Source organism: Gracilimonas mengyeensis (assembly GCF_900182705.1).
GTDB classification, from domain to species: domain Bacteria; phylum Bacteroidota; class Rhodothermia; order Balneolales; family Balneolaceae; genus Gracilimonas; species Gracilimonas mengyeensis.
The window spans coordinates 161,872-184,299 of sequence record NZ_FXTP01000008.1; the positions used below are offsets into that span (position 1 = coordinate 161,872).

Genomic DNA, 22,428 nt, shown 5'->3' on the forward strand with positions numbered 1-22,428 from the left:
CAACAAAAACCCCAATAACCAATAACTAAAAATCAGCTCCAGATTCGGTCCCAGCTGCGGATTTCATTCCACTCGGGTGTAGGCTCAAAATAGCCGGCATCCTCAATCAGGTGTTCTTTCACCGCTTCCTCGTTGATGGTAACGCCGAGGCCGGGCTTTTCAGGCACCGGACAGTAGCCATCCTGGAAAATGTCTGATTTATCTTCCTGCACCAGGTCATACCAGTTGGGGGTATCTACAGAGTGATGTTCCAAGGCTGTAAAATTTTCTGTGGCTGCTGCAGCATGAACAGAAGCCATAAACCCAAAAGGCGAGCCGGCATAGTGCAGCATCATGGCGATGCCGTTTTGCTGGGCATAATCGCCAATACGCTTGGTTTCCAGGATGCCCCCGGCCGAACCAAGATCGGGATGAACCAAATCCACTGCTCGCTTGTCGATGAGTTCACGAAAACCGTCCAGTGCGTAGATATCCTCGCCGGTCATCGTGGGTGTGGTGGTAGCTTCAGTGATTTCGCGCCACTCATCTACGTATTCCCAGCCAATTAAATCCTCTATGTAAGCCAGGGTATACGGTTCGGCTGCACGGGCAATTTTTATGCATTCGTTCACCCCAAAATGTCCCCAGTGATCACCTCCTAAAGGAATTTCCCATCCTATAGTATCGCGCATCACACGCAGGTATTCCATCATGCGCTCCAGGCCTTTTTCGGTTACTTGTACACGGGTGAAGGGGTGATCAATCTGTCCATACTCTCCCCGGTTGGACGAGTATTGCGACTGCAGCCGTCGATCCCCCTTGGGACTGTGTTCACGTGTATTAACGAGCGAGCCCTGTTCCTCATCTATTAAATCGATTCCAATATCCATTTTCAGGAAGGTGTAGCCCATATCCACCCGCTCTTTCATGCGGCGGGCGTATTCGTGTGGATCTTCGGAAACCGTAGTATCACAATACAAACGTACTTTATCGCGATAGCGGCCTCCCAAAAGCTGATATACGGGCACGTTGTACGCCTTCCCGGTTAAATCCCAAAGGGCCGTCTCCACGCCAGACACGCCGCCGCCTTGCCTTCCGTGACCGCCAAACTGTTTAATGATCTTGAAAATCTTTTCCACATTGCATGGATTTTCGCCCAGAATGCGGCTCTTCAAAAAGAGGGCGTACTCCTTGGCTCCATTGTCGCGCACTTCGCCGTAGCCGGAAATCCCCTGGTTGGTATCAATGCGGATAAGCGGTACCCGGAAGGGGATGTTATCAATTTCGGCAATCCTCAGGTCGGTTATTTTTAACTCCGATGGATTGGAGTTCCGGTTCACCTTTGAAGTCAGATGTGCTATCTGATCTTCAAAGGGAGCCGAGAACAGGGCCCCTAAACCCAAACCTCCGGCGCCGGCTTTCTTTAAAAACCCGCGCCGATCTACGTGATATTTTGTTTTGTCGGTGGTGTCATTCATATCCCTTTTACTTTTATTCCCCATAATGTGCTCCGTTAGATTTCCCTGTTTTCAATAATACGGTTGATGGTCTGCAGGCCTATACCGTGTTCCTCATGTAGTTTGTTTTTGTTTGATTGCAGCCACTCAAAAAAGTCAGCTTTGATGTCTTCCGTCCAGTCCGTATCCATTTGTCCGGCGGTATAAGTGCCTTCCTGAACGCTTTGATGTGCGAAGATGTCGGTGAGGCGAATTACTTCAGATTGATCTACTACCACTTCAGCCAGGTGAGCCGGAATGAATATGATCCCGGTTTTTTTGGCCAGCACCACATCGCCGGGCAGCACGGTGGCTTCGCCAATCATAATGGGTGTGTTGAGGCCCATCAGCATCATCTGCTGCAGGTAGGAAGGATCCCATGCGCGCACAAAAGCGTTGAAGCCTTCAATTTGTGAGAGTCCTTCCATGTCTCGCGAGGAGCCGTCAAAAACCACTCCGTTGCCGGAATTGGCGTAGATGGTGGTTCCGAGGCGATCCCCAATCAGGGTGCCGTCTTTTACCTTGCCGAAACCATCGGCTACATACACATCACCCTGCACCAGTTCGTCGATGGGCCAGGTGTTCATGGGCCCAGACCGGCCATCCGCTTCTCCGTTATTGATAATCCGTTCCTCTATCGCCGGACGCGTGGGCATATACTGCGCCGTCACCGCACGACCTACCACAACTTCACCGGGATTCAAAATTCTCCAGTTGCCCCCGGCAAACTGGTTGTGATAGCCATAATTCCGGATAATACCCCAGGCTTCCTCGATGGAAACATGCTGCATACGCTCTAAAACGTGATCAGGCACTTTAGGACGGCCGTCCTCAAAGCGTTCGCCTTCCCACTTTGGAGTTAGCCAAATGAGTTTTTCTTTGGAAATAGTCTGAGCTTGCGACCCTGCTTGTACCCCGAGTACTAAGCAAAACAACAGCAAACATCCGCTAAGCTTTTTCATAATTAAAAATGGTTGGTTAGGGTTTACTCCATCAACAAACAATGAAAGCGCTTTTTCAAATAAGAAGAATATGGGAATTAATCAATACTATTGATTAATTAATTAGCTTCAGTATGATTTAGGATGCTGTAATCAGCAAATATTTAGAAGAGAAGTAATTAGAAAAGGACATAAAAAAACCATTCCCGGATCAAAATCCAGAAATGGTCTTTAATTCTACCTCCGAAAATACCCAAACCCTATGGTTAAGCTCTCCCTTAACCAGCCATTGAGTAAGAGTGATCAGGGAGCAATTCCTTACAAAAGGATTCAACTTTTCTGTTTTTATGAAAAATGCCCCGCAAAGAGATTTTAGGACCGTTTTTTCAGACACATCCCTTCCATTTAAGCTTTAAGTGTAAATTTTTTTAAGCAAATAAGAGGCGCTTTTGTGCGAGGATAAGCTATTTCTTGACCGCACTCACAATTTCATCAGAATATACAGAAGGATTTTCGGGACGTAAATTGTAGGCACTGCGCATTACTTCTCCGTAAGCACCAGCACTGCGAATGGCAATAATATCTCCGCGCTGAACTTCGGGTAATTCCACTCCTTTACGGAAGGTGTCGGAGCTTTCACAAATAGGGCCTACCACATCGTACGTTTTCTTTTCTTTGTTGCTGGTAAGCACATCAATTCGGTGGGCGGCTTTGTATAAAGCAGGACGGATGAGCTCGGTCATGCCGGCATCTACTACGGCAAAATTTTTGACCTGACCGGTTTTGGTGAATAGCACTTCAGTTATCAGGCTGCCGCACTGGCCGGTAACCGAACGTCCCAGCTCAAAATGCAGGTTTTGGTGTGGTTTTAGTGTGATATGCTGTTCAAACAAACCAAAAAACCGTTCAAAATCGGGAATGGCATGTTCATTAGGATGATCGTAATTAATCCCAAAACCACCGCCCACATTAATTACAGTGAGCTCAAAGCCTTTCCCTTCAATGTAATTATTCAGCCGGTTGGCTTTATCACACAGCTCACGGAATGGCTTCATGTTTTCAATCTGAGAACCGATATGAAAATGGATACCAATAAGCTCCAGGTTTTCCAGCTTCGGCAACAGTTCAAGTACCGTATCCAACTCACTTTCGTTGATACCAAACTTATTTTCATTCAGCCCTGTGGTGATGTATTCGTGCGTATCGGCTTCCACATTGGGATTCAGGCGTAGCGCAATGCGGGCTGTTTTCCCATGTTGGCCAGCTAATTCGTTTAATACTTTAAGCTCCTGCAGTGACTCACAGTTAAAACAAAAAATATCATGCTTCAGTCCCAGCTCCATTTCCTCATCACTCTTACCCACACCGGCAAAGGCGATATCATCCGGAGCAAAGCCCGCTTCCAGGGCCCGATTGATTTCTCCACCACTCACGCAATCCGCACCCAAACCCGCATCTCGAATAGTTTCCAGCATCCGCAATTGATTGTTGGCCTTCAGCGCAAAATGGATGTGATATCCTTTTGAGAGCCCGTGTTTTTTAATCTGATCCAAAGTGGCATTCAACACATCCAGATCATAAAAATAAAAAGGCGTTTTTTGGTTACGAAAATAGTCGGTTACTTCCGATGGAAACATGAATGATATACCGTTTAACTGTGAGTGAGTGTAATTTTAGAGCATTTAAGATAAGGAAAATATAGGCAGGGTGTAATAGAAGCTTATATGGGCCGATGTTAAATCTTTTCTATTGGAATGAGGTTTAAGGTGCAAGTCACAAGGTTCAAGACTCGAAACTACGGGCTGCAGCTCTTTATGTATCCCATTTTACTTGCAACTTGCACCTAGTACCATGAACCTCAAATTCGGTTTAAACGGGAATTCCCCTTACCTTTGGCCTCACTTAAAATCACCCCATTGCTACGAAAATATTTAATTGACTTAAGCCTTATTCTGGTAGCCATCATCTGGGCGTTAAACTTCAGTGTCGTCAAAGTTTCACTGGAAGAAATGGATCCGTATAGCTTCAATGCCCTTCGGTTTATATTTTCTTCTTCGTTATTATGGTACGCTGCTCGAAGGAAGGGATATTCTCTTCGCATAAAGAAAGAACACTTCTGGCAACTGGTAGGGATTGGTATTGTCGGCAACATGTTCTACCAGCTGCTCTTTATTATCGGGATCAACTACACTTATGCGGCTAACGCAGCCGTAATGCTTGGCACCATCCCCATCTGGGTGGCTTTGCTCTCGCAGTTTTTCACCGACGAGAAGCTTACCCTGTATAAAGGTCTGGGTGTACTTTTTGCCTTTGCCGGGGTCACGCTCATTATCCTTGGCAGCAGCGATAAATTATCTTTTGAATCTGAAACATTCCTTGGAAATATCATTACCTTGGTGGCCGCTTTATGCTGGGCGATATATACGATATTATCCCGCCGGTATTTAAAAGTATACAGCCCTTTGCAATATTCGGCTTTTATGTCGGTTATTGGGCTGGCGGGTTTGCTAGCAGTAGGCCTGCCATTTTTAGTACAACTGGATTGGTCCGGCGTTTCGCTGCTTGGCTATGGAGGCATTTTCTATAGTGGAGCACTTTCGGTAGGTTTAGCCTACATCATGTGGAACAACGGCGTAAAAAAGATAGGCGCCGTACGCACCGCCGCCTACCAAAACCTGGTGCCGGTGCTCGGTCTTTTGTTTGGAGTGATATTATTAGGTGAAGAACTTGCCACACTTCAATATATTGGGGCTTCTTTAGTGATAGCCGGCATCATATTAGCCCGCAAAAAAACGGCCCGCGAACTCAAAGTTAATTTTAAGTGAATGAGAATGAATAGTTATAAGGCATTATTTCCATTTTTGTTAGTAATTGCTTTTTTGTGTACCCCTTTTCAAGTATCCGCACAGGACGATGGAGGAAGCCGGCAAACTCCTACCAATTATGATCTTGACTTTGGCCCGGCAATTGATATTCAATACTATCAAGATGCATTAAGCCCATTTTTGGGGGCTAACCCATTATCATTTTCCGAAGAGATTAACATCAACAGCTACACGTTAGGTCCCGATGACCTTATTACGGTAACTATCCAAGGAAACCAGACCGTAGTATTAAGGGCTTTGTTAGTTAATCCACAGGGTGATATTGTATTACCGATGCTTGGCTCTATACATGTTGATAATCAAACGATTGCAGAGGCTCAAAAAACAATAAGTGACGCCGCAAAAGATGTTTTTAAAGACCCCACAGCTACTGTAACACTTGAAAAAGCAAAAGCCTTAAAAGTACATGTAAATGGCGCAGTACCTCAACCCGGAAAACATATCATAGCCCCCTTCTCAAGGGTTGATGCTGCTGTTTTTAGCGGTGTTTATGATATTCAAGAGGCCGGCTCTTCAACCGAATCAGATAATGTTATAGCTCTTCGGCCCATTACTAACACCGTGCGGCTTTTAGAGGCAGACAACCTTTCTTTGCGTAATATCAGGATCATTCATTCGGATGGCAGTACCTCCCAAGCCGACCTCTATGCTTATTTCAAAGCCGGAAAGCTTTCCGCAAACCCCGTGGTGCAAAATGGTGATCGGATTATCGTAAATAACGTTACCCGCGACACCCCACGTATTGGTGTTTCGGGAGCAGTAATGAATGCATATGAATTGGAGTATACTGACTCTGACACCCCCGCTTTATTACTCGAAATGACAGGTGGGTTCAGGCCTGACGCAGATACATCCAAAGTTTTTGTATTCAGATATCAAAACGGCAGCACTAACAAAATAGAAGTACCAAGAAGTGAATGGCCAGAATTTGAATTAATGCCCAATGATCGTCTGATAGTTCCAACCAATAAATCTAATAATAACTCAGCATCCGCCTGGGTACATGGGGAGGTATCAAATCCCGGAAATTATCCCATCAGAAATGGAGAAACCTCTGCTTTGCAATTAATACAAATTTCAGGTGATCTAACGGACAGAGCGTTGCCTTCGGCAGCATATTTAAGCAGGGGTTCCATCGAAAATGAGATTCCCAACCAGTTTAATACTGATATACTGAAAAGAACTTCCGATCAACTGGCGCAAGGGTTTGAGTACCTGGACCTGGAGACCCGCTTAAGCCAAAATAAAGTTCATATTGACTTAACAGATGAAGAGCAGTTGTCTAAGGTTAAAATTTACGATGGTGATCGACTATACGTGCCCCGCGACGAGGCCACAATATTTGTTTTTGGCCAAGTCAACAATCCCGGTTATTATCCCTTTACCGGCATAGAGCAAGACCCGATGGATTATATTCAACGTGCCGGCGGATTCGCTTTATCTGCAAACAAAGATAGAATTTTTATCATTAAAGCAGGCAGTGGAACATGGTATCGTCCGGATGAAACGGAATTGGCATCTGGCGACCGTATCTTCATTGACAGGGTTCCTTATGATGAATTGAATGCTCAGCGGACTTATGAAGTTCAAAGACAACAGATCAAAAACACCCGTATTCAGCTTATTATGACTGGTTTATCTACCATAACTGGTATAATAACCACCTACCTAGCCATACAGAGAAATTAAGCCAGAAAATTTTAACAACTGATGAAACCAACTTTTAATACGCCTGATTGGGCTGATACATTTCGTTATCTGTATGCCAATAAAATTAAACTTTTTGGTATACCATTCGCTATTGCTGTTGTTATAGCAATATACACTCTTTTCATCCCCAACCGGTTTACTTCAACTGCTAATTTACTTCCAAGTCAGCGCCCTTCTCTTGGCTTTGACTTATTCTCTGAAGAGGGCGGTCTGCAGTCTCTGGCCAGTTCTGTTTTAGGAGGTGAATCCGAAGAATCTAACCGGTACATCATTCTTCTTAGTAGCTATTCTACCAGTAAAAAAGTCATTGACCGGTTTGATCTAATGCAACAATACGATGTGGAGCTTGTTAAGGACGCCATAGATATACTTGCAGAAAGGACTACATTTGAAAGTATGGAGGAAGGTAATTTCATCATCAGCGTACAGGATGAAAGTCCTGAGCAAGCCAAAGAAATGGCGGAATATTATGTTGATATACTTAATGAACTAAATACCGAAATAGTATCTAAAGACGCCCGCCAATACCGGCAGTTTATTGAGAAAAGATATAATAAGTCTCTTCAGGATATCGATAGCCTTAAAACAGAAATTATTGATTTCCAGCAAGAAAACGGGGTTTTTCAACTACCGGATCAGGTTTCGGAATACTTTTCTTTAATCAGTGGACTTACTGTAAAACAACTTGAAGCTGAAATTAAATTAAATTTGTTGGATAAAACCGTTCAACAACAGAGTAACACTTATCAGAATGCCCGTTTTCAATTAGAAACAATCCGGGAAAAACTTGATGAAGTATATTCAGATACCAGCAGCCAAAACCTGATACTCAATTTCGATAATTTGTCAGAGCTTGGAGCCCGTTATTATGAACTTGAGTTAAGCCGGGAAATTCAGACCGAAATTCAGAAATTTTTGCTGCCTATCTACGAACAGGCAAAAATGGAGGAGGCTAAATCCCTTCCGATCGTCAGTGTTGTAGATGAACCACATGTAGCAGAGAAAAAAAGCTATCCTTCGAGGTCTATCATTGTTATTATTTCCGGGATATCTGCTTTCTTCTTAGTGTTATTATATTTCATAATGAAGTTTTCTTGGATTAAAAATCAGGACTACATAGAATATCTTCAAAACAAATAGGTTTGATTGCAGAGCGAATCCGATATGAACTTAATGAGTGGCTGATCCTGGTCACACTTGTCTCGGCCAGCTTTATCGGGCTGTCTGCATTATCGGGAGATTATATACTCTATATCATCCCTGGCGTTACCGGGGTAGTATTCCTCGGCTATTTGCTTATTATCAATCCTTCTTGGTTCCCATTACTCTATTTACTTGGCAGTATTTTGTTCCTTGAGAATGAACCGGGCATACAACCTTTGGAACTTCCCTTTTATGCCCTCAATATAATTGCTGCTGCTTACTTATGTTTTGATATTGTAAGGGGTAACCTAAAGCTTAAAACTACCCTTGACTATCTCTTCTTATTGTATCTGCTACTCATTCCCTATGGTATTTCACTAGGCATTCTCCATGGTGCGGCCCCATTTAAAGTGGTTGGAGAAGTAACCTATTTTTTTGGCCTCTTCATCTATTTCATTCTTAGAAAATATATGCATGATGAAGGTTTCCAGAAAAAGGTCTTCTTTATAGTAGGATTAATTCTCACTTATATTTTAATCCGAAATGCTTTGAACTATCAAGCCTTACTCATACAGGCTGTGGCACCTTGGGAACTTGAATTGGCACGTTCTGCAGCTAATGAACTGTTTATCGTACTTGGTGCCAGCTTCTTTCTCGCAGCAACAGCAACCACCAAATCCCGCTGGCTGCAGCTTATATACACAGGCACTTTCATTGCTTTTGTAGGCGGACTTATATTAACGCAAAGCAGGGGCTATTGGCTGGCTTTCTTTTTAGCTGCTGTAGTGATTTTCATTTATTTGAATAATAAAGGAAAGCTCAGGCTACTGATAAGCTTTTTAGTGCTTTCCGCTATATCTATACTTATTGCCAAAATCTTTTTCGGAGATTTATATGATTTTATAAGTCAGGCCCTGATCGACCGGGTTAGTTCAATCGGCTCCACATTTTCAGGTAAGCTTGACCTCTCATTAAGAGAAAGGGTGCTTGAATCCCAAAGTGTTTTTGAAAAAATATCAGACAATCCTATTGTTGGCCACGGATGGGCAACCACTTATACCAAAAACAATATTTTCCAAGACTTTTTTTTCCAAACCAGTTATGTTCATAATGGATATTTAGCTGGATGGTATAAATTTGGAATTTTCGGTCTTGGAATCATCCTGTCTGTGTGGTTTTACATTATCCGTTATGCTTATGTCATATATTCAACATCCAAACACCAAATGCACAGGGTGTCGGCCCTTACTATTTTTAGTGTTACTATAGGCATGCTTCTGGTTAACATAACCAGCCCTCAGATTCTTGCTTATGATAGTATGCTTATCACTGTGATAATGGGCTGTTTTTGCAGCACACAGTATTCTCAGATCCAATCAGAATCTGACGGAGGTTAGTAGCTATGTCAACAAACCCCAAGGTTTCGATTATCTTCGTAAACTATTTTTCAGAAGATGACATAAAAGCTTCTATTGCATCTATTGTGGAGCAAAGCATACATTCCAACTTTGAGATTCTGATTGTATCAAACTCTACCATCACACAAAAAAACCTTTCCTCACTCGAAAGCAAACACCACCAAATTCGCATTTTTGAACAAAATGAGAATACAGGCTTTGCCAAAGCTTGCAATTTCGGGGCTTCAAAGGCTCGCGGTTCTTTCCTTTTTTTTCTAAACCCGGATACCTCTTTTAAAAACAATGTTATTGATCATTTGCTTGAATTTCAGCTTGCCCACCCGGATGCCTGGATAATAGGCCCAAAGACTTTAAACCCTGATAAAGGAACCCAGAGTGCAACCATTAAGCATGATTTTAATTCGGTCTCATTACTGGCATTAGCCTTTCCACTCTTAAAACCTCTGATCCCTGCAGAAAAAAAGAAGGATCATTTCAAGGTTAAGCAGAGTATGTCTGTGCCTATTGTAAATGGCCACGCTTTATTTGTGGAAAAAGAAATCTACAAATCCCTCGGTGGTATGGATGAAAATTTCTTCATGTATTATGAAGAAAATGACCTATGCTTGAGAACCCGAAAATCCGGAGGAAAAGTCTATTTTTGTGCTAAAGCAGAACTGTATCATGCTAAAGGCAGCACTACCAGTCGCTATTTTGTACCTATGGAAATAGTAAAGCACCAGTCCAAAAAAAAATTCCTCAAAAAACATTATCCGAGTGGTATCAAATGGAACCGAAGTGCTCATATAATAGGCTATATACAACGGCTTTTGGTTGCTTTGCTAATCTTTAAAAAAAACAAAATACAGCAATATTATGCATTGCTTAAATGGTACCTGTTTAGTTACCAATAACAGACCTTATTTTACTGATCATATACTCATCTAACAGCCATTTCCAGCTTACTATGGCAAAGAGTAAAAGTAGTATTCCCAACAAAAGCATTTCATACAATAGACTAAGTGACAACATTGGAATTAGCAAAATCAAAGCTAATGGCAATATTAAAGCTACTTTTCTAAAAAGCTCTTTTTGAAAGTGGGACTGCAACTTTAGGGTAGCATATATCAGAAGCAAGAAGTCAAGAACCGTAACGCCTAATCCAGCATAAGCTACATAAAGAATCTCACCAGACTGCCCTGCAAAATAAAAGATTGCAGCACCTATGATTATTTCTGCCATATGGAATTTGGCGGTAAGGTCAGGTCGATTGATACCTTGCAGATAAATGGAAGGAATATAGGCGATCCCTCTGATAAAAAAAGTAATGCAGAATACATGAGCTACAGTTGCGCTTTGGGTAATGAAATCGGAACTGGCGTTTCCTAACCATAGCGTCAGCCCTTCTTCTGCAAAAAAGGATATCATTAACAATGCAGGAAACAAACTTATCATTACCAGACTAAGGCTTTGAAGCAGCAAGCGATCTTTAGTGGTTGAATTGGAAGTAGCCAGAGAGGAAAAAGCCGGAAATAGTACAGATACAAAAGACATCGGCAAGATGAGAACCTTTGAAAGAATATCCATTGGAGTAGTATAGAAAGTTACTGCGGACATAGAAATAAATGAAGCAATGAAGTAACGATCCATCTGGTCCATAAAAGGACCTATTGCATTAGAAAGTGTTATCCATTTACCAAAATGAAGTAAGTCTTTAAATTCTTGAAAATCATACTTAATACCTCTTACTAATTCTTTTTCGATACGAAGACTAAAAAATAAGTATACAAAGAAAAGAATCACTTTAAGGCCCAGTAAAGCCATTACTACATAGCTCAAATCATTGGCTATATAGCTCACTACCAGCAAAGGCAGCAAATAATTAAAAAAGGAGTTTATACTTTGTAACGTGCTGGTTATATCGAACCGTTGCAGGGTATTGAGTATTGATTTAAAACAGGATGAGCTGGTAATAAAGGGTAGTGCATAGGCCGTATACTGAAACGCCACTATAGCTTGCGTCTGGAAATCTTCAGATACTTTAAATAATGAAATGACAAGAATATCACTGAAGAGATATAAAATAACAGCCGCAGCTAAGCCTAAAAATACAGAGGAAATAATTCCGGTCCATGCTGTCTTGCCAATATCCTCGTATTTCTCCTCCCCAATCTTCTCAGACAAACGTTTTGTTACAGCCGGGCCAAGCCCCATATCAAAAACGGAAAAATAACTAATAATAAGCCACACCAAAGCCAGTATTCCAAAGCCTTGCTCTGTCAAAACCTCAATTAATATAGGAATGGAATACAAGCCAACCAGTAGAGGAACTATCTTAGAGCCGATGTCAATAACTGTATTTCTGGCTAATGTGGCATTACTAGTCAGGTTTTTATAGCGTAGTTTTTCTTTGTCTTCCATTTATGGTTTAGCAGTCCAATACCCGGCAGATAATATCATCTTTTCAATTACTCCAGCGGTTTCAATTCAGTTTATATCATTAATAATGTAAAGCATTTTGGGAAAGACATTTATATAAATCTGGGTTTTGTATTATTTCTTCTATTTCCCATAGATAGTACTCGTAGCTTTTTATTTCAGAAATAATCTTATCTGCTTTACAAAAGCTCATATTACTAAGTCATGCTTATCAAGTTATACCCCAAAAAATGTCTTCTTTCTGCTGAATGACGAAAACACCTGCAAACAGAATTATCCCTCAAAAAGGGAGTTTAGTTTTTATAATCTGGATCTACAGGTGATTCAAAGCCTCCACGACTTCCTGCTCATCTTTCTTTTCAGTATTTAGAAGTCCTTTGGTTTTCAAAACACCCAAGTTAAGTAATTATTGATATGTCGACTGACACGATGTAGATTCTTTTTTAAGTTTTGGAATACACTTTCATCTACTCTCGGGAATATTCTTTATCATTGGATATGACTATACTCATGATTTCACCACGCATCCCCGCCCCTCCTCAGGACGGTGGGGCTCTGTATGTTTACAATACTATAAAAGGGCTTCATCAACGAGGTCATTACATAGAACTGGCATCTTTTAATTCTAACCTACATACACAAGCCCCCGACCAACTGGAAACCTACGCATCCGTTAATCATCTTGACATTAATTTCAAGAGTTACGGGCTTGCAGCTTTTATAAAGTCCCTTATTAGTGGCAAACCAGTACAAATTGTACACCGGATGGATCGTTCGGTCATGTCAGAAATTCTGGATAAATCGAATCTTGAAAACTTGGATGTAATTTTATTGGAAGGCATTCACACGGCTTGGTTTATAGAATTGCTTAGAAACAAATTCCCCGAAAAAAAAATCATCCTCAGGGAATCAAATGTGGAATACCTTCTATTAAAACGCAATGCAAAACGCGAAGCAAATCCAGTTAAAAAAGTCCTATTATATCACCAGGCTACGATGATGAAGAAATTTGAAGCCGAAGCTCTTCAGAAAGTTGACGCATTCACGGCCATATCTGAATATGACCGTCAACTCCTTTCCGCTTTGGTGCCTAAAAAAAAATCAGCTGCTATATATCCATCCATCGAGATACCTGAAATACGGGGATTAGAACGAGACCCTTACAAGATGCTGATGTTTGCTGACTGGAATTGGCAACCAAATATACAAGGGCTCGAATGGTTCCTGAAAGAAGTCTGGCCTCCCCTTAAAAAAGCTCAACCTAAAGTTTCTCTTACAGTTTGTGGGAAAGGAATGCCGGATTCACTTTTGTCTATTTTTAATAATGATACACAGCTTCACTACAAAGGTTTTGTTGAAGATCTTGAAGAATTCAAACAGCGCTGCGGAGTTATGTTAGCCCCCTTATTCTCAGGATCCGGAATAAAATTAAAAATAATGGAAAGCTTGGCCAGCGGTTTGCCCGTTATAACAACAAACTCCGGGGCAGAAGGAATTCCAGGCCTAAAAGAAAATGCACATTACCTGAAAGCAAACAATGCGGAAGATTTTCTACAGAAAATTAATAAGTTGCTAAATGATTGCAGTTTACAAAAGACGTTATCTACACAGGGTAGAACTCTCGTTAAAAGAAACTTCAGCTATAAAGCCCAATCTCAAAAATTGGAATCATTTATTCAAAAAGTCATAAATAGCCCGAATTCGTGAACAGTCAACAACAGAGTTCCACCATTATTCTGTACCAGCCATACTATGATTTTATGGGCCACTTTAAAGATTTTTTCCATCTGTATGAGGATTACCTAACTAAAAAGGGCTTCAATACCTGTGGCATTATAGGCACACTTAGTGGAGAGTCCTCAGGATTGAATCAAAAGGGATGCATCCAAGCTTTTAAATCGTATACAGATAATAAATTTAAACGTATTCTGGCTAACTACGCTGGTTTCCATGAAGTTGAAGAGCTGTTAAATCAAAGGAAGATTGATGCAGTGCATTTTCTGGATTATGAAATCCTGTCGTTAGCCTCACATCTTATGGTACATCCAGAACCGTTTCAGAAAACAAAAATCATTCTCACCCAACACTCTGTTAACTTTCTAACGGCAAATATTAATTCCAGCCTTTTATTGACAGGCTATCGGAAGATGGCTCAGAAAGCTTATGAATTTCTGGATAGGAACTTTGATCTCACAATCGTAACCAATGGGAAATGGATTACCCGTTCACTTCAAGGTTTTTATTCCTCTGACAATACCCGCTTTGTAACTTCCACCTGGGGGGCCCATCCACCCTTGAGTTTTTCAAACGAATTTAAGTCTCCACCGAATTCCTTTTTATATCTTGGTATAATAAGAAAGGATAAAAACCTTGAATATCTATTGGAACAGTTTTCCAAAGTAGATACTCCTTTTAAGCTTACAATTGCCGGTGTTCCTTTTGATTATAGTGAAGAGGAACTTTTGAGACTTACTCAAAAATCAGGAATACCTGAAGAGTCTCTGCATATAGACTTAGGTTTTATAGAAGAAGACAAGTATCTGCAATATCTTGCTTCCAATCGTTATCTTGTTTTACCTTACAGCGCTTCAAACCAAAGCAACAGTGGTCCGCTTATTCAGGCAATACAGTATGGCTGTATTCCCATTGTCAGTAATTATGGGGAAAGAGGTTTAATAGTGGAGAGTAATAACCTTGGATATACTTTTAACTTCGAACAAAAAGATCACCTTTCAGCAATTGTAGATGCTATACTAAACAAAAATATGGATCCGAATTCATATCTGAATCGACTGAGGCAGATAAAAGAACAGTATCAATGGAAAAATATTTTAGAGGACCAAATTTTGAACCAAAAGATCTACAGTTAAAAACAGGTTGAGAAGTTATCACAGCGGCCGGATAAGACCATTCTTAATAAAATTCTACCACTTGAGCCCTAATAACTTAACCCTTAGCATCTGATATCCATAACCCAAAAAGTGCCCCAGATGCATTGTTGTGAAAACCAGGGTACACATCGCACCGTTTAAAAAAGTTCCCGGTATTTTATCCAAATCTCCTTTCCAGATATCTTCCTTGAATTCCTTCCGTTTATCAATGCTTACCCGAAATGCTTCGAACACCAACAGGGAAAAACTGGCAGCCATTATATAAAAAGAACCAAGTGAACCATTTAAAAACATCTGGTCAACAAGAGTAAAAAGGATAAGAAAACTGATTGCCAAAAAAGGAGCTTTACTACGAAATGGGATGCGCCCTTTATGTATGTTACTTGTAAGGTACCTTCCACGGCCATAGCGCAAATACTGTTTAAATAATTTCAGAATACTGTCGCGAGGGTAATACCAGATTTTAATTTTAGGAGTAATGTATACTTTACCATCCAGCAGCTCAGATATTCTGAAGTTTATTTCGGCATCCTCATTTGTCCTGTTAACTTCAGAAAAGCCTCCCAACTTTTTCAAATCTTTTAGCCGAAAACAACCCAGAAACACCGTATCGGAATATCCTTCAAAGTTTTCTTCCATGTATTTAGCTCCACCAGTCCCAAAAATGCTTTTTGAGGCAAGTGCTATTGCACTTTGAGCCCAGGTTTTTGCAATATATCTCTGTGAACCACCTACATTTTTGGCCCCTGTATCCAGAATTGCTTTAACACTTTCTTGTATATAATTATCTGAGTAGATACAATGTCCATCGGCTCTTAGAAAAAGCTCACCACTTGCAGCTTCAATCATCCTATTTAAGCCAAAAGATTGGAATTTATCTGGATTTTCAATGAGTTTTACCCGCGAATCTTTTTCTCTCAGTTTCTGAACAATTTCTCGGGTAGCATCTGTACTACCACCATCTGCAATCAGAATTTCTTCAAGAGCTGGATAACCTGCATTGAGAAATCCGGTAACAACACGTTCTATGTGCTCCTCTTCATTAAAAACTGGTATAGCAATAGTGACTGTAGGCTGTGAAGATGATATTGAATCTGAGTTATCCGTGTTGATATCCTTAAACGTAGCTTTGGCTGGTTTTGAATGAAATTTAATCAATTTTCTAAAATCTATTTAACAACAAATAATATAGGCAACAGGGATAAATTATTTGTGAAATTTTTACAGCCATATATAAGGCTTTCAACACTCATTTTAAAAAAAGCATTTTTTTTATTTGAATTGAAGAACCTGTTCTCAATTCATAGAAGTAAATACCAGAACCAAGTTCATTGCCATAAAATACGGCTGAATGTAAGCCTTCTTCTTGTTCTTCTGAAACCAATGTCTGCACCAATCTCCCTAAACTATCATAAACTTTTAGTGTAACTTTACTCCTTTCAGGTATATAATACTCAATATTCGTATTTGGGTTAAACGGATTCGGATAATTCTGATAAAGCCTAAAATCATCCATTCTTTCTATTTCTTCACTATTGATGTTAGCTACTAAAACCCAATCCATCGTATCTGGTGGGATACTTTTATAGACTGAGGATTCTAAGTTCTTTTCGGCTAACATTTTTTCTCCGGTTATTACATTTATATACCTTATTTCCCCAAAATTTTCATTGCCAGACAGATGGTATTCAACAAAATCCGTGCCTGTGGGCAAGTAAGAAATCATGAGTTCTGAAGATCTAGCTACAGAAATACTGTCTTGCCCCCCTGATATACCAATTATACCAGGGGCTGGCCATAAATTATTCCATCCGTATTCCTCCATAATATTCTTCAAAACTTTCATTTGGCTGGAACCAGGAAGATCTATTGCTTCCAACACCTTATATCTTGGCAAAAAATCTGCCCAAAGCCCCTCTTTGTGCCATTGCCACACCCCATTAGCACCATAAGTTATCCCTACTAGTCCTCCCGACAAAATACTTTCATACGAGGCTTGCCTGAGGTGTTCGGGTCTTATCCTGAAGGTTTCAGGATGTTCACTATTACCCGGGAGCCATAAATTATGATATATATCTTCATATGTTGTCTCCCCATTTAGTACCGGTTTCACAGGATTCAGGTTATATCCTCTTAAAGCTGCCGACATTGGATAATCTCCTCTGGCAATATGTGAAGACTGATACATGTTAAAATCCATCCATAAAGTATTATTATCAAAATAATCAAAAGAAGCACGCAACCCAGCCGGGTGCAAAGTTGTCAAACTTCTGTCACCTGATGCTTCTTTCAAATTCAATGCAAAATCTTCCCAAAACTCCATCTTCTCAGGTGTATCATAATAATTATCCCCGCCCACTATCCAAATAACATTATGCGCTGCATACCTGGCTCCAATGTATCTGGCGATATATATTGACTCTTCCTTACTTAAGTAGTAATCATTGTAGCGATCGTCGTAATGCAATTCATTCATACCAGCCCAAAGAGGTACGATAACAGCCACCATTTCCGCCTTATTTAACGAATCCGCTATTTCATCAATGTAATCAAAATACCGTGGGTTAGGCATTGAGAAGTCATCGTCTAGATAATAGGTTTCTCCATACTGATTTTTAACCCCATTTGGTCCTATTACCTGATGAGACATGGGTACAAACTGTACCGCCGAGAATTTTTTTGATTTCCTATCCTTTATGTATTCCACAAGCTCTTCCCGAGTGGACTTCCACCCAATTTCCCACGCCGTATCACCTAAATAGAAAAAAGGTGTTCCATCCTGATAAGACAAGTATCTTTTATTGTCCGAAACACGTAACCAGCCATGATTCTGAAAGGGATTGCTTCCAGTATACTCTTCCACCAAAAACTGACCGGATATATTCTGAAGACTCGCATTATCAGCATCTGAACACGTTGCACTGTATTCCCACTGCCCCTTGCTTGGAGGAGCAAACCGGACCTTTAAATTATCCCCACCATCCCAAAAAGCATCCTGAGTTATTTTTTCACCTTCTGGTCCGCTAAAAGTAACTCTTAACCTCACATCAGTAATAAAATTATCATACTTAACATCAGACTTAAATGAGGTCTCAAACTGTCCAAAAACAGCCACAGTATCTTCATTTTGGGCGTACGCTGGAAAAGCTGAAAAGAAAAGGCATATCAGTACTAGTGTCTCTCTCATGACCTCACTTTATCTCAAATTTTAAACTCTCTTACCTCCGCTTAGCAAATACAAAACAGCCATTCTCACGGCTACTCCGTTGGTTACCTGGCTTAGAATTACGGCCCGGTCGCTGTCTGCAACTTCACTTTCCATTTCTACACCACGGTTGATAGGACCGGGGTGCATTATTTTAAAATCAGGATATTTTTCGAGGTGTGAAAGTTTTATTCCAAATCGCTGATGATATTCTCTTAATGATGGGAAATATTCGGTTCCTTTTTCTTGCCGCTCCAACTGAATGCGCAATGCCATCGCAATATCGCACCACTCCAAGGTCTCTTCCAAATTATAAGAAACCTCTACGCCCATTTCATTCACATAAACTGGCATGAGAGTTTTAGGCCCGCATAAAACCACTTTTGCCCCAAGCTTAGTCAAGCCGATGATATTGGAGCGAACCACCCGACTGTGCGCAATATCTCCGATGATGGCAATCTTTTTACCTTTTAAATCTTCATGAATAGTCTGCATGGTGAACATATCCAGCAGAGCCTGGGTAGGATGCTCGTGTGCTCCATCACCGGCATTCAAGATGGCTGCATCCACGCAATTGGTTAAGAAATGGGGTACACCCGGACTCTCGTGCCGCACTACCACCATGTCAATTTTCATGGAACTGATGTTGCGGATGGTATCCTTCAACGACTCGCCCTTCTTGGTACTGGATGAGCCGGCCGAGAAATTCACTACATCGGCTCCCATCCGTTTCTGGGCTAATTCAAATGAAAGCCGGGTTCGGGTACTGTTCTCATAAAAAAGGTTTACAATGGTCTTGTCGCGCAGGGTAGGGACCTTGGGAACGGCTCGGTCCAGAATTTCCCGAAAGTACTTGGCCTGTTCCAATACAAATAAAATATCTTCACGGGAATAGTCGGCCAGCCCAAGCAGATGTTTTTGATTAAACTGATATTCCCCATCTGTTTTACTCATCCTCGCCCTCCAGTTCTACCACGTACACTGCGTCTTCATCATCAATTTCTTTTACTTTTACCCGCACTTCTTCGTCTTCATAGGTAGGCAAATACAATCCTTTATAATCTGCTGAAATGGGGAGCTCCCGGTGGCCTCGATCTACCATACAGCAAAACTTTATACTACGTGGACGTCCGTAAGCCATCAGCGCATCCATGGCTGAACGAACAGTACGACCGGTGTACAGCACATCATCTACCAAAACGATATCACGTTCATACAAATCGAAAGGAATCTCCGTGATTTTAACTTCCGGCATCTTCAGCTTAGAGCGATAATCATCCCGATAAAAGGTAACATCCAGCACCCCAAAGTCGACATCGGTGTCAAAAGATTCTTTGATTTCATGTATGATACGCTTGCCTATATAAACGCCTCTTGTTTGCATGCCCACTACAGCCAAGCGGGAGAAATCGTCATAAGGCTCCACGAATTGATGAGCAAACCGCCGGTAGGTGCGGTCCAAGTCCTCAGCAGTCATGATTTTGGCTTTCTTCAAGCGGTGTCACCTTTTTAATTTTGATGGATAAAGTTAGTATTTGTGGGGAGTAAATGCCAAGACTTATCACACTTCTTCAAATAAATCATACTATCATTCAACATATATTGAAAAATAGTCTTTTGATGGTCTTAGGTTTATGTAAACTTTGCTTTTAGTTAATTTTTTTTGTGTAATCTGCTTTTCAGCTTGTTCTATAGTTAAAGTTTTCCCCAGAGAGTTTTCAGCAATAGATATTTCTAATGATAAATCATGATTAAACCTTTCTATTGGAAGTTCTGTCTCCAGCATCAATTTGTACTGACTCTCATTAACCATTTTCAGCTCATAAGTTGTTTGATTTCTCAAGTAGGTATAAATAGTCACATCACTCATGTTTGCAAGCCAGACTTTTCCTTTTTCCCTCAATTCCTTAATAGCAAGCATATCTTTATAAAAATTTTCCCTGGTGTAATATCCCCATCCTTCAGGTCTTCCATCTGTTTTTCCATCAAAACCTATAGAATGGTAGGTGCTTATTAGCCAAGATTCAAGACCCACACTTTCATTAAGATAACTTAAAAACTCATCGTGATTATTAATACACCTCTCACATTGATCGAAATTGAAGTCTTGCATAGGCAAAGATGGCAATGCATACCAGTTTTCAGGAGCCATTTGATCTCCAGACATTATATATGGCCCCCTCCCTTCAAACTCTTTTTGAAACAATCTCCCTGAAAGGTAGCCACTCTTTTTTAAGGCAAACTGTGTACTGTCTTCAAACCCATAACCACCAGGATAAGCGTAAGCAATAGGATTCAAGCCAAAGGCTTTTATATGCTCCGCATCTTTTCTGAATGATTTGTAAGCCTCTTCATAGCTCAGCTGATCATGGTTAATATGGGTATGTCCATGGCCAAAATACCCAAAACCATTAGGAATCAACTTCTCCTTTAAATACTCAACTAACTTAGGGTTTGAAACATAACGATCTGATATTATTTCATAATCCATAAACATTTGATGCTCATAAAGCCAGCTATTTTCTATATCGTTTGAGATAGGATAACCAGAGTCGTGAGTAACGGAAAGAGCAGACTTGTAATTATTATACCACTTAGTTATACCCAGTATTTTTATCTGTGGTTCTTCATCTACAGAATGATGGCATGAGTTGACAAAAGTAAAAGCGATCACTATTAGAAAAATGAAAATATCCGAGGGTTTAAACATATCTTATCTTTTCTGAGTCCCTCATTTTAATTTGGAGATCATGACTTTTACTTTCTTGCAGCTTGACCGGAATTGATTGAATACATTAAATTCTAAGAACCCATTTTTAGAAATCAAAATGTAAAGTTTAGTCATTGGAAACTATATCCAGCTAACTTCCCTTTCTTTTAGCTCCCAATCTCGGTATTATTGCCATCCCGAAAATTGCTTTTAATTCGTAAAAAAACTCCTATGAAAATACACGAGTATCAAGCTAAAGAAATTCTTGAGAAATATAACGTGGCTGTTCCGGCCGGAATTGCTACCACTACGGTGGAAGAAACCGTGGAAGCTGCTAAAAAATTAAAAGAAGAGGGCGCCACGTTATTTGTGGTAAAAGCCCAGATTCATGCCGGCGGACGTGGTAAAGGCCGAACCAAGAAGAATAACGCCAAGGGTGTGGTACTCTGTAAAAGCATCGATGAGGTGAAGGAAGCTGCCGAAAACCTGCTGGGTGATGTGCTGGTGACGGTACAAACCGGTGAAGAAGGTCAGCTGGTGCAGCGCCTGTATGTGACCGACGGAGTGGATATCAAATCGGAGTTTTATCTGGGTATCCTGATGGACCGCGCGGTAAGCAAGAATGTGATCATGGCATCCACTGAAGGTGGCGTGGAAATTGAGAAGGTGGCGGAAGAAACACCCGAGAAGATTGTGAAAGAATGGGTAGAGCCAGGCATGGACCTGCAGCCCAACCAGGCACGACGTATTGCATTTGCACTGGGACTGGAAGGCGACGCACTCAAAAAAGGCATCAAGTTTGTGCAAGCCTTGTACAAAGCTTACGAAGAAACCGATGCCAACATGTTCGAGATCAACCCGCTGATTGTGACACCAGATAACGACGTGTACGCCCTGGATGCCAAAGTGACTTTTGATGACAACGCCTTATACCGTCATCCGGACCTGGCTGAACTCAAAGACGAATCCGAAGAAAACCCTGCAGAACTTGAAGCCCAAAAGTACGACCTGAATTACATCAAACTGGATGGCAACGTAGGTTGTATGGTAAACGGTGCCGGACTCGCTATGGCCACTATGGATATCATCAAGCTTTCCGGTGGTGATCCCGCAAACTTTTTGGATGTAGGCGGTGGCGCTAATGTTGAAACCGTGAAAAATGGCTTCCGCATTATCCTGGAAGATCAAAATGTGAAAGCTATCCTGATCAATATTTTTGGCGGTATTGTACGATGCGACCGTGTAGCTAACGGCGTTATCGAAGCCGTTAAAGATCCTGAAATTGCAGAGAAGGTTGAAGGTGTACCCATCATCGTACGTCTGCAAGGCACCAATGCCGAAGAGGCCAAAGAGATTATTGACAACAGCGACCTGAATGTGATTTCAGCTGTGCTGCTGAAAGAAGCCGCCGAGGAAGTATCCAAGGTGCTGGCTTAATCGCGCCTCAAACTTTTTATTTACTTTGAAAGCCTGCCTCATGAAAGGGGCAGGCTTTTTTTATGGATCCTGTTTTAACTTTTCTATATATAACGTGAGTGAGATAAGAATGACACGAAAATAGGCCTGTCATCCCGGTCAAGATGTAGCGCAGCGGAATCGCAGAACCGGGACCTCCATAGATCTCTTAAGTCT

General features: G+C 41.1%; 17 protein-coding genes. 8 read left to right on the forward strand and 9 right to left on the reverse strand.

The annotated features are described in order from the left end of the window. Positions 1 to 32: 32 nt before the first annotated feature. The 3 genes from FN815_RS10530 to lysA all read right to left on the reverse strand — a co-directional run bounded on the left by FN815_RS10530 (position 33) and on the right by lysA (position 4,053). Positions 33 to 1,481 carry a mandelate racemase/muconate lactonizing enzyme family protein gene (locus tag FN815_RS10530; protein WP_142454605.1) on the reverse strand — a complete coding sequence of 483 codons (1,449 nt, stop codon included), beginning with the start codon at positions 1,479 to 1,481 and terminating at the stop codon, positions 33 to 35. 11 nt (positions 1,482 to 1,492) lie between these two features. Continuing rightward, entirely contained in the window at positions 1,493 to 2,437 is a 945-nt protein-coding gene (locus FN815_RS10535) for an RraA family protein (protein ID WP_142454606.1), read from the reverse strand. A 443-nt stretch (positions 2,438 to 2,880) separates the two neighbouring features. After that, positions 2,881 to 4,053, reverse strand: coding sequence for a diaminopimelate decarboxylase (gene lysA, locus FN815_RS10540; protein WP_142454607.1), 1,173 nt, complete (start codon positions 4,051 to 4,053; stop codon positions 2,881 to 2,883). 255 nt (positions 4,054 to 4,308) lie between these two features. On the opposite strand from lysA, the gene FN815_RS10545 reads away from it, so the two are divergent. The 5 genes from FN815_RS10545 to FN815_RS10565 are packed head-to-tail and all read left to right on the forward strand — an operon-like array spanning position 4,309 to position 10,465. Then, positions 4,309 to 5,241, forward strand: a complete 933-nt coding sequence (locus FN815_RS10545; RefSeq protein ID WP_246075230.1) for a DMT family transporter — start codon at positions 4,309 to 4,311, stop codon at positions 5,239 to 5,241. A gap of 6 nt (positions 5,242 to 5,247) precedes the next feature. Beyond that, on the forward strand, positions 5,248 to 6,990 hold the full coding sequence (locus FN815_RS10550; protein WP_185957261.1) for a polysaccharide biosynthesis/export family protein: 1,743 nt from the start codon (positions 5,248 to 5,250) through the stop codon (positions 6,988 to 6,990). 21 nt (positions 6,991 to 7,011) lie between these two features. Further along, positions 7,012 to 8,151 carry a GumC domain-containing protein gene (locus tag FN815_RS10555; RefSeq protein ID WP_246075231.1) on the forward strand — a complete coding sequence of 380 codons (1,140 nt, stop codon included), beginning with the start codon at positions 7,012 to 7,014 and terminating at the stop codon, positions 8,149 to 8,151. Positions 8,152 to 8,153: 2 nt separating this feature from the next. Continuing rightward, complete coding sequence (locus FN815_RS10560) at positions 8,154 to 9,551, forward strand: O-antigen ligase family protein (RefSeq protein WP_142454610.1); 1,398 nt, start codon at positions 8,154 to 8,156, stop codon at positions 9,549 to 9,551. Between the two features lie 5 nt (positions 9,552 to 9,556). Next, positions 9,557 to 10,465, forward strand: coding sequence for a glycosyltransferase family 2 protein (locus tag FN815_RS10565; RefSeq protein WP_142454611.1), 909 nt, complete (start codon positions 9,557 to 9,559; stop codon positions 10,463 to 10,465). Here the strand turns inward: FN815_RS10565 and FN815_RS10570 are convergent. Continuing rightward, positions 10,452 to 11,972, reverse strand: a complete 1,521-nt coding sequence (locus FN815_RS10570) for an oligosaccharide flippase family protein (RefSeq protein ID WP_142454612.1) — start codon at positions 11,970 to 11,972, stop codon at positions 10,452 to 10,454. The genes FN815_RS10565 and FN815_RS10570 overlap by 14 nt on opposite strands. Before the next feature lie 528 nt (positions 11,973 to 12,500). Between FN815_RS10570 and FN815_RS10575 the strand changes: the two genes are divergently transcribed. Next, positions 12,501 to 13,697 carry a glycosyltransferase family 4 protein gene (locus FN815_RS10575; protein ID WP_185957262.1) on the forward strand — a complete coding sequence of 399 codons (1,197 nt, stop codon included), beginning with the start codon at positions 12,501 to 12,503 and terminating at the stop codon, positions 13,695 to 13,697. Continuing rightward, positions 13,694 to 14,860 carry a glycosyltransferase gene (locus tag FN815_RS10580; protein ID WP_142454614.1) on the forward strand — a complete coding sequence of 389 codons (1,167 nt, stop codon included), beginning with the start codon at positions 13,694 to 13,696 and terminating at the stop codon, positions 14,858 to 14,860. The genes FN815_RS10575 and FN815_RS10580 overlap by 4 nt, the downstream gene beginning before the upstream one ends. A gap of 54 nt (positions 14,861 to 14,914) precedes the next feature. Here the strand turns inward: FN815_RS10580 and FN815_RS10585 are convergent, their stop codons facing one another. The 5 genes from FN815_RS10585 to FN815_RS10605 form a co-directional block, all read right to left on the reverse strand. Then, positions 14,915 to 16,039, reverse strand: a complete 1,125-nt coding sequence (locus FN815_RS10585; RefSeq protein WP_185957264.1) for a glycosyltransferase family 2 protein — start codon at positions 16,037 to 16,039, stop codon at positions 14,915 to 14,917. Positions 16,040 to 16,130: 91 nt separating this feature from the next. Beyond that, positions 16,131 to 18,068, reverse strand: coding sequence for an apiosidase-like domain-containing protein (locus FN815_RS10590; RefSeq protein ID WP_142454616.1), 1,938 nt, complete (start codon positions 18,066 to 18,068; stop codon positions 16,131 to 16,133). Positions 18,069 to 18,089: 21 nt separating this feature from the next. Next, positions 18,090 to 19,040 carry an aspartate carbamoyltransferase catalytic subunit gene (locus tag FN815_RS10595; RefSeq protein WP_142454617.1) on the reverse strand — a complete coding sequence of 317 codons (951 nt, stop codon included), beginning with the start codon at positions 19,038 to 19,040 and terminating at the stop codon, positions 18,090 to 18,092. Beyond that, positions 19,033 to 19,581 (reverse strand): bifunctional pyr operon transcriptional regulator/uracil phosphoribosyltransferase PyrR, encoded by a 549-nt coding sequence (pyrR, locus tag FN815_RS10600; protein WP_246075233.1) that lies wholly within the window; start codon positions 19,579 to 19,581, stop codon positions 19,033 to 19,035. The genes FN815_RS10595 and pyrR overlap by 8 nt, the downstream gene beginning before the upstream one ends. Before the next feature lie 93 nt (positions 19,582 to 19,674). Next, on the reverse strand, positions 19,675 to 20,796 hold the full coding sequence (locus tag FN815_RS10605; protein ID WP_142454618.1) for a polysaccharide deacetylase family protein: 1,122 nt from the start codon (positions 20,794 to 20,796) through the stop codon (positions 19,675 to 19,677). A gap of 231 nt (positions 20,797 to 21,027) precedes the next feature. Between FN815_RS10605 and sucC the strand changes: the two genes are divergently transcribed. Beyond that, positions 21,028 to 22,233, forward strand: a complete 1,206-nt coding sequence (sucC, locus tag FN815_RS10610) for an ADP-forming succinate--CoA ligase subunit beta (protein WP_142454619.1) — start codon at positions 21,028 to 21,030, stop codon at positions 22,231 to 22,233. Positions 22,234 to 22,428: the final 195 nt, after the last annotated feature.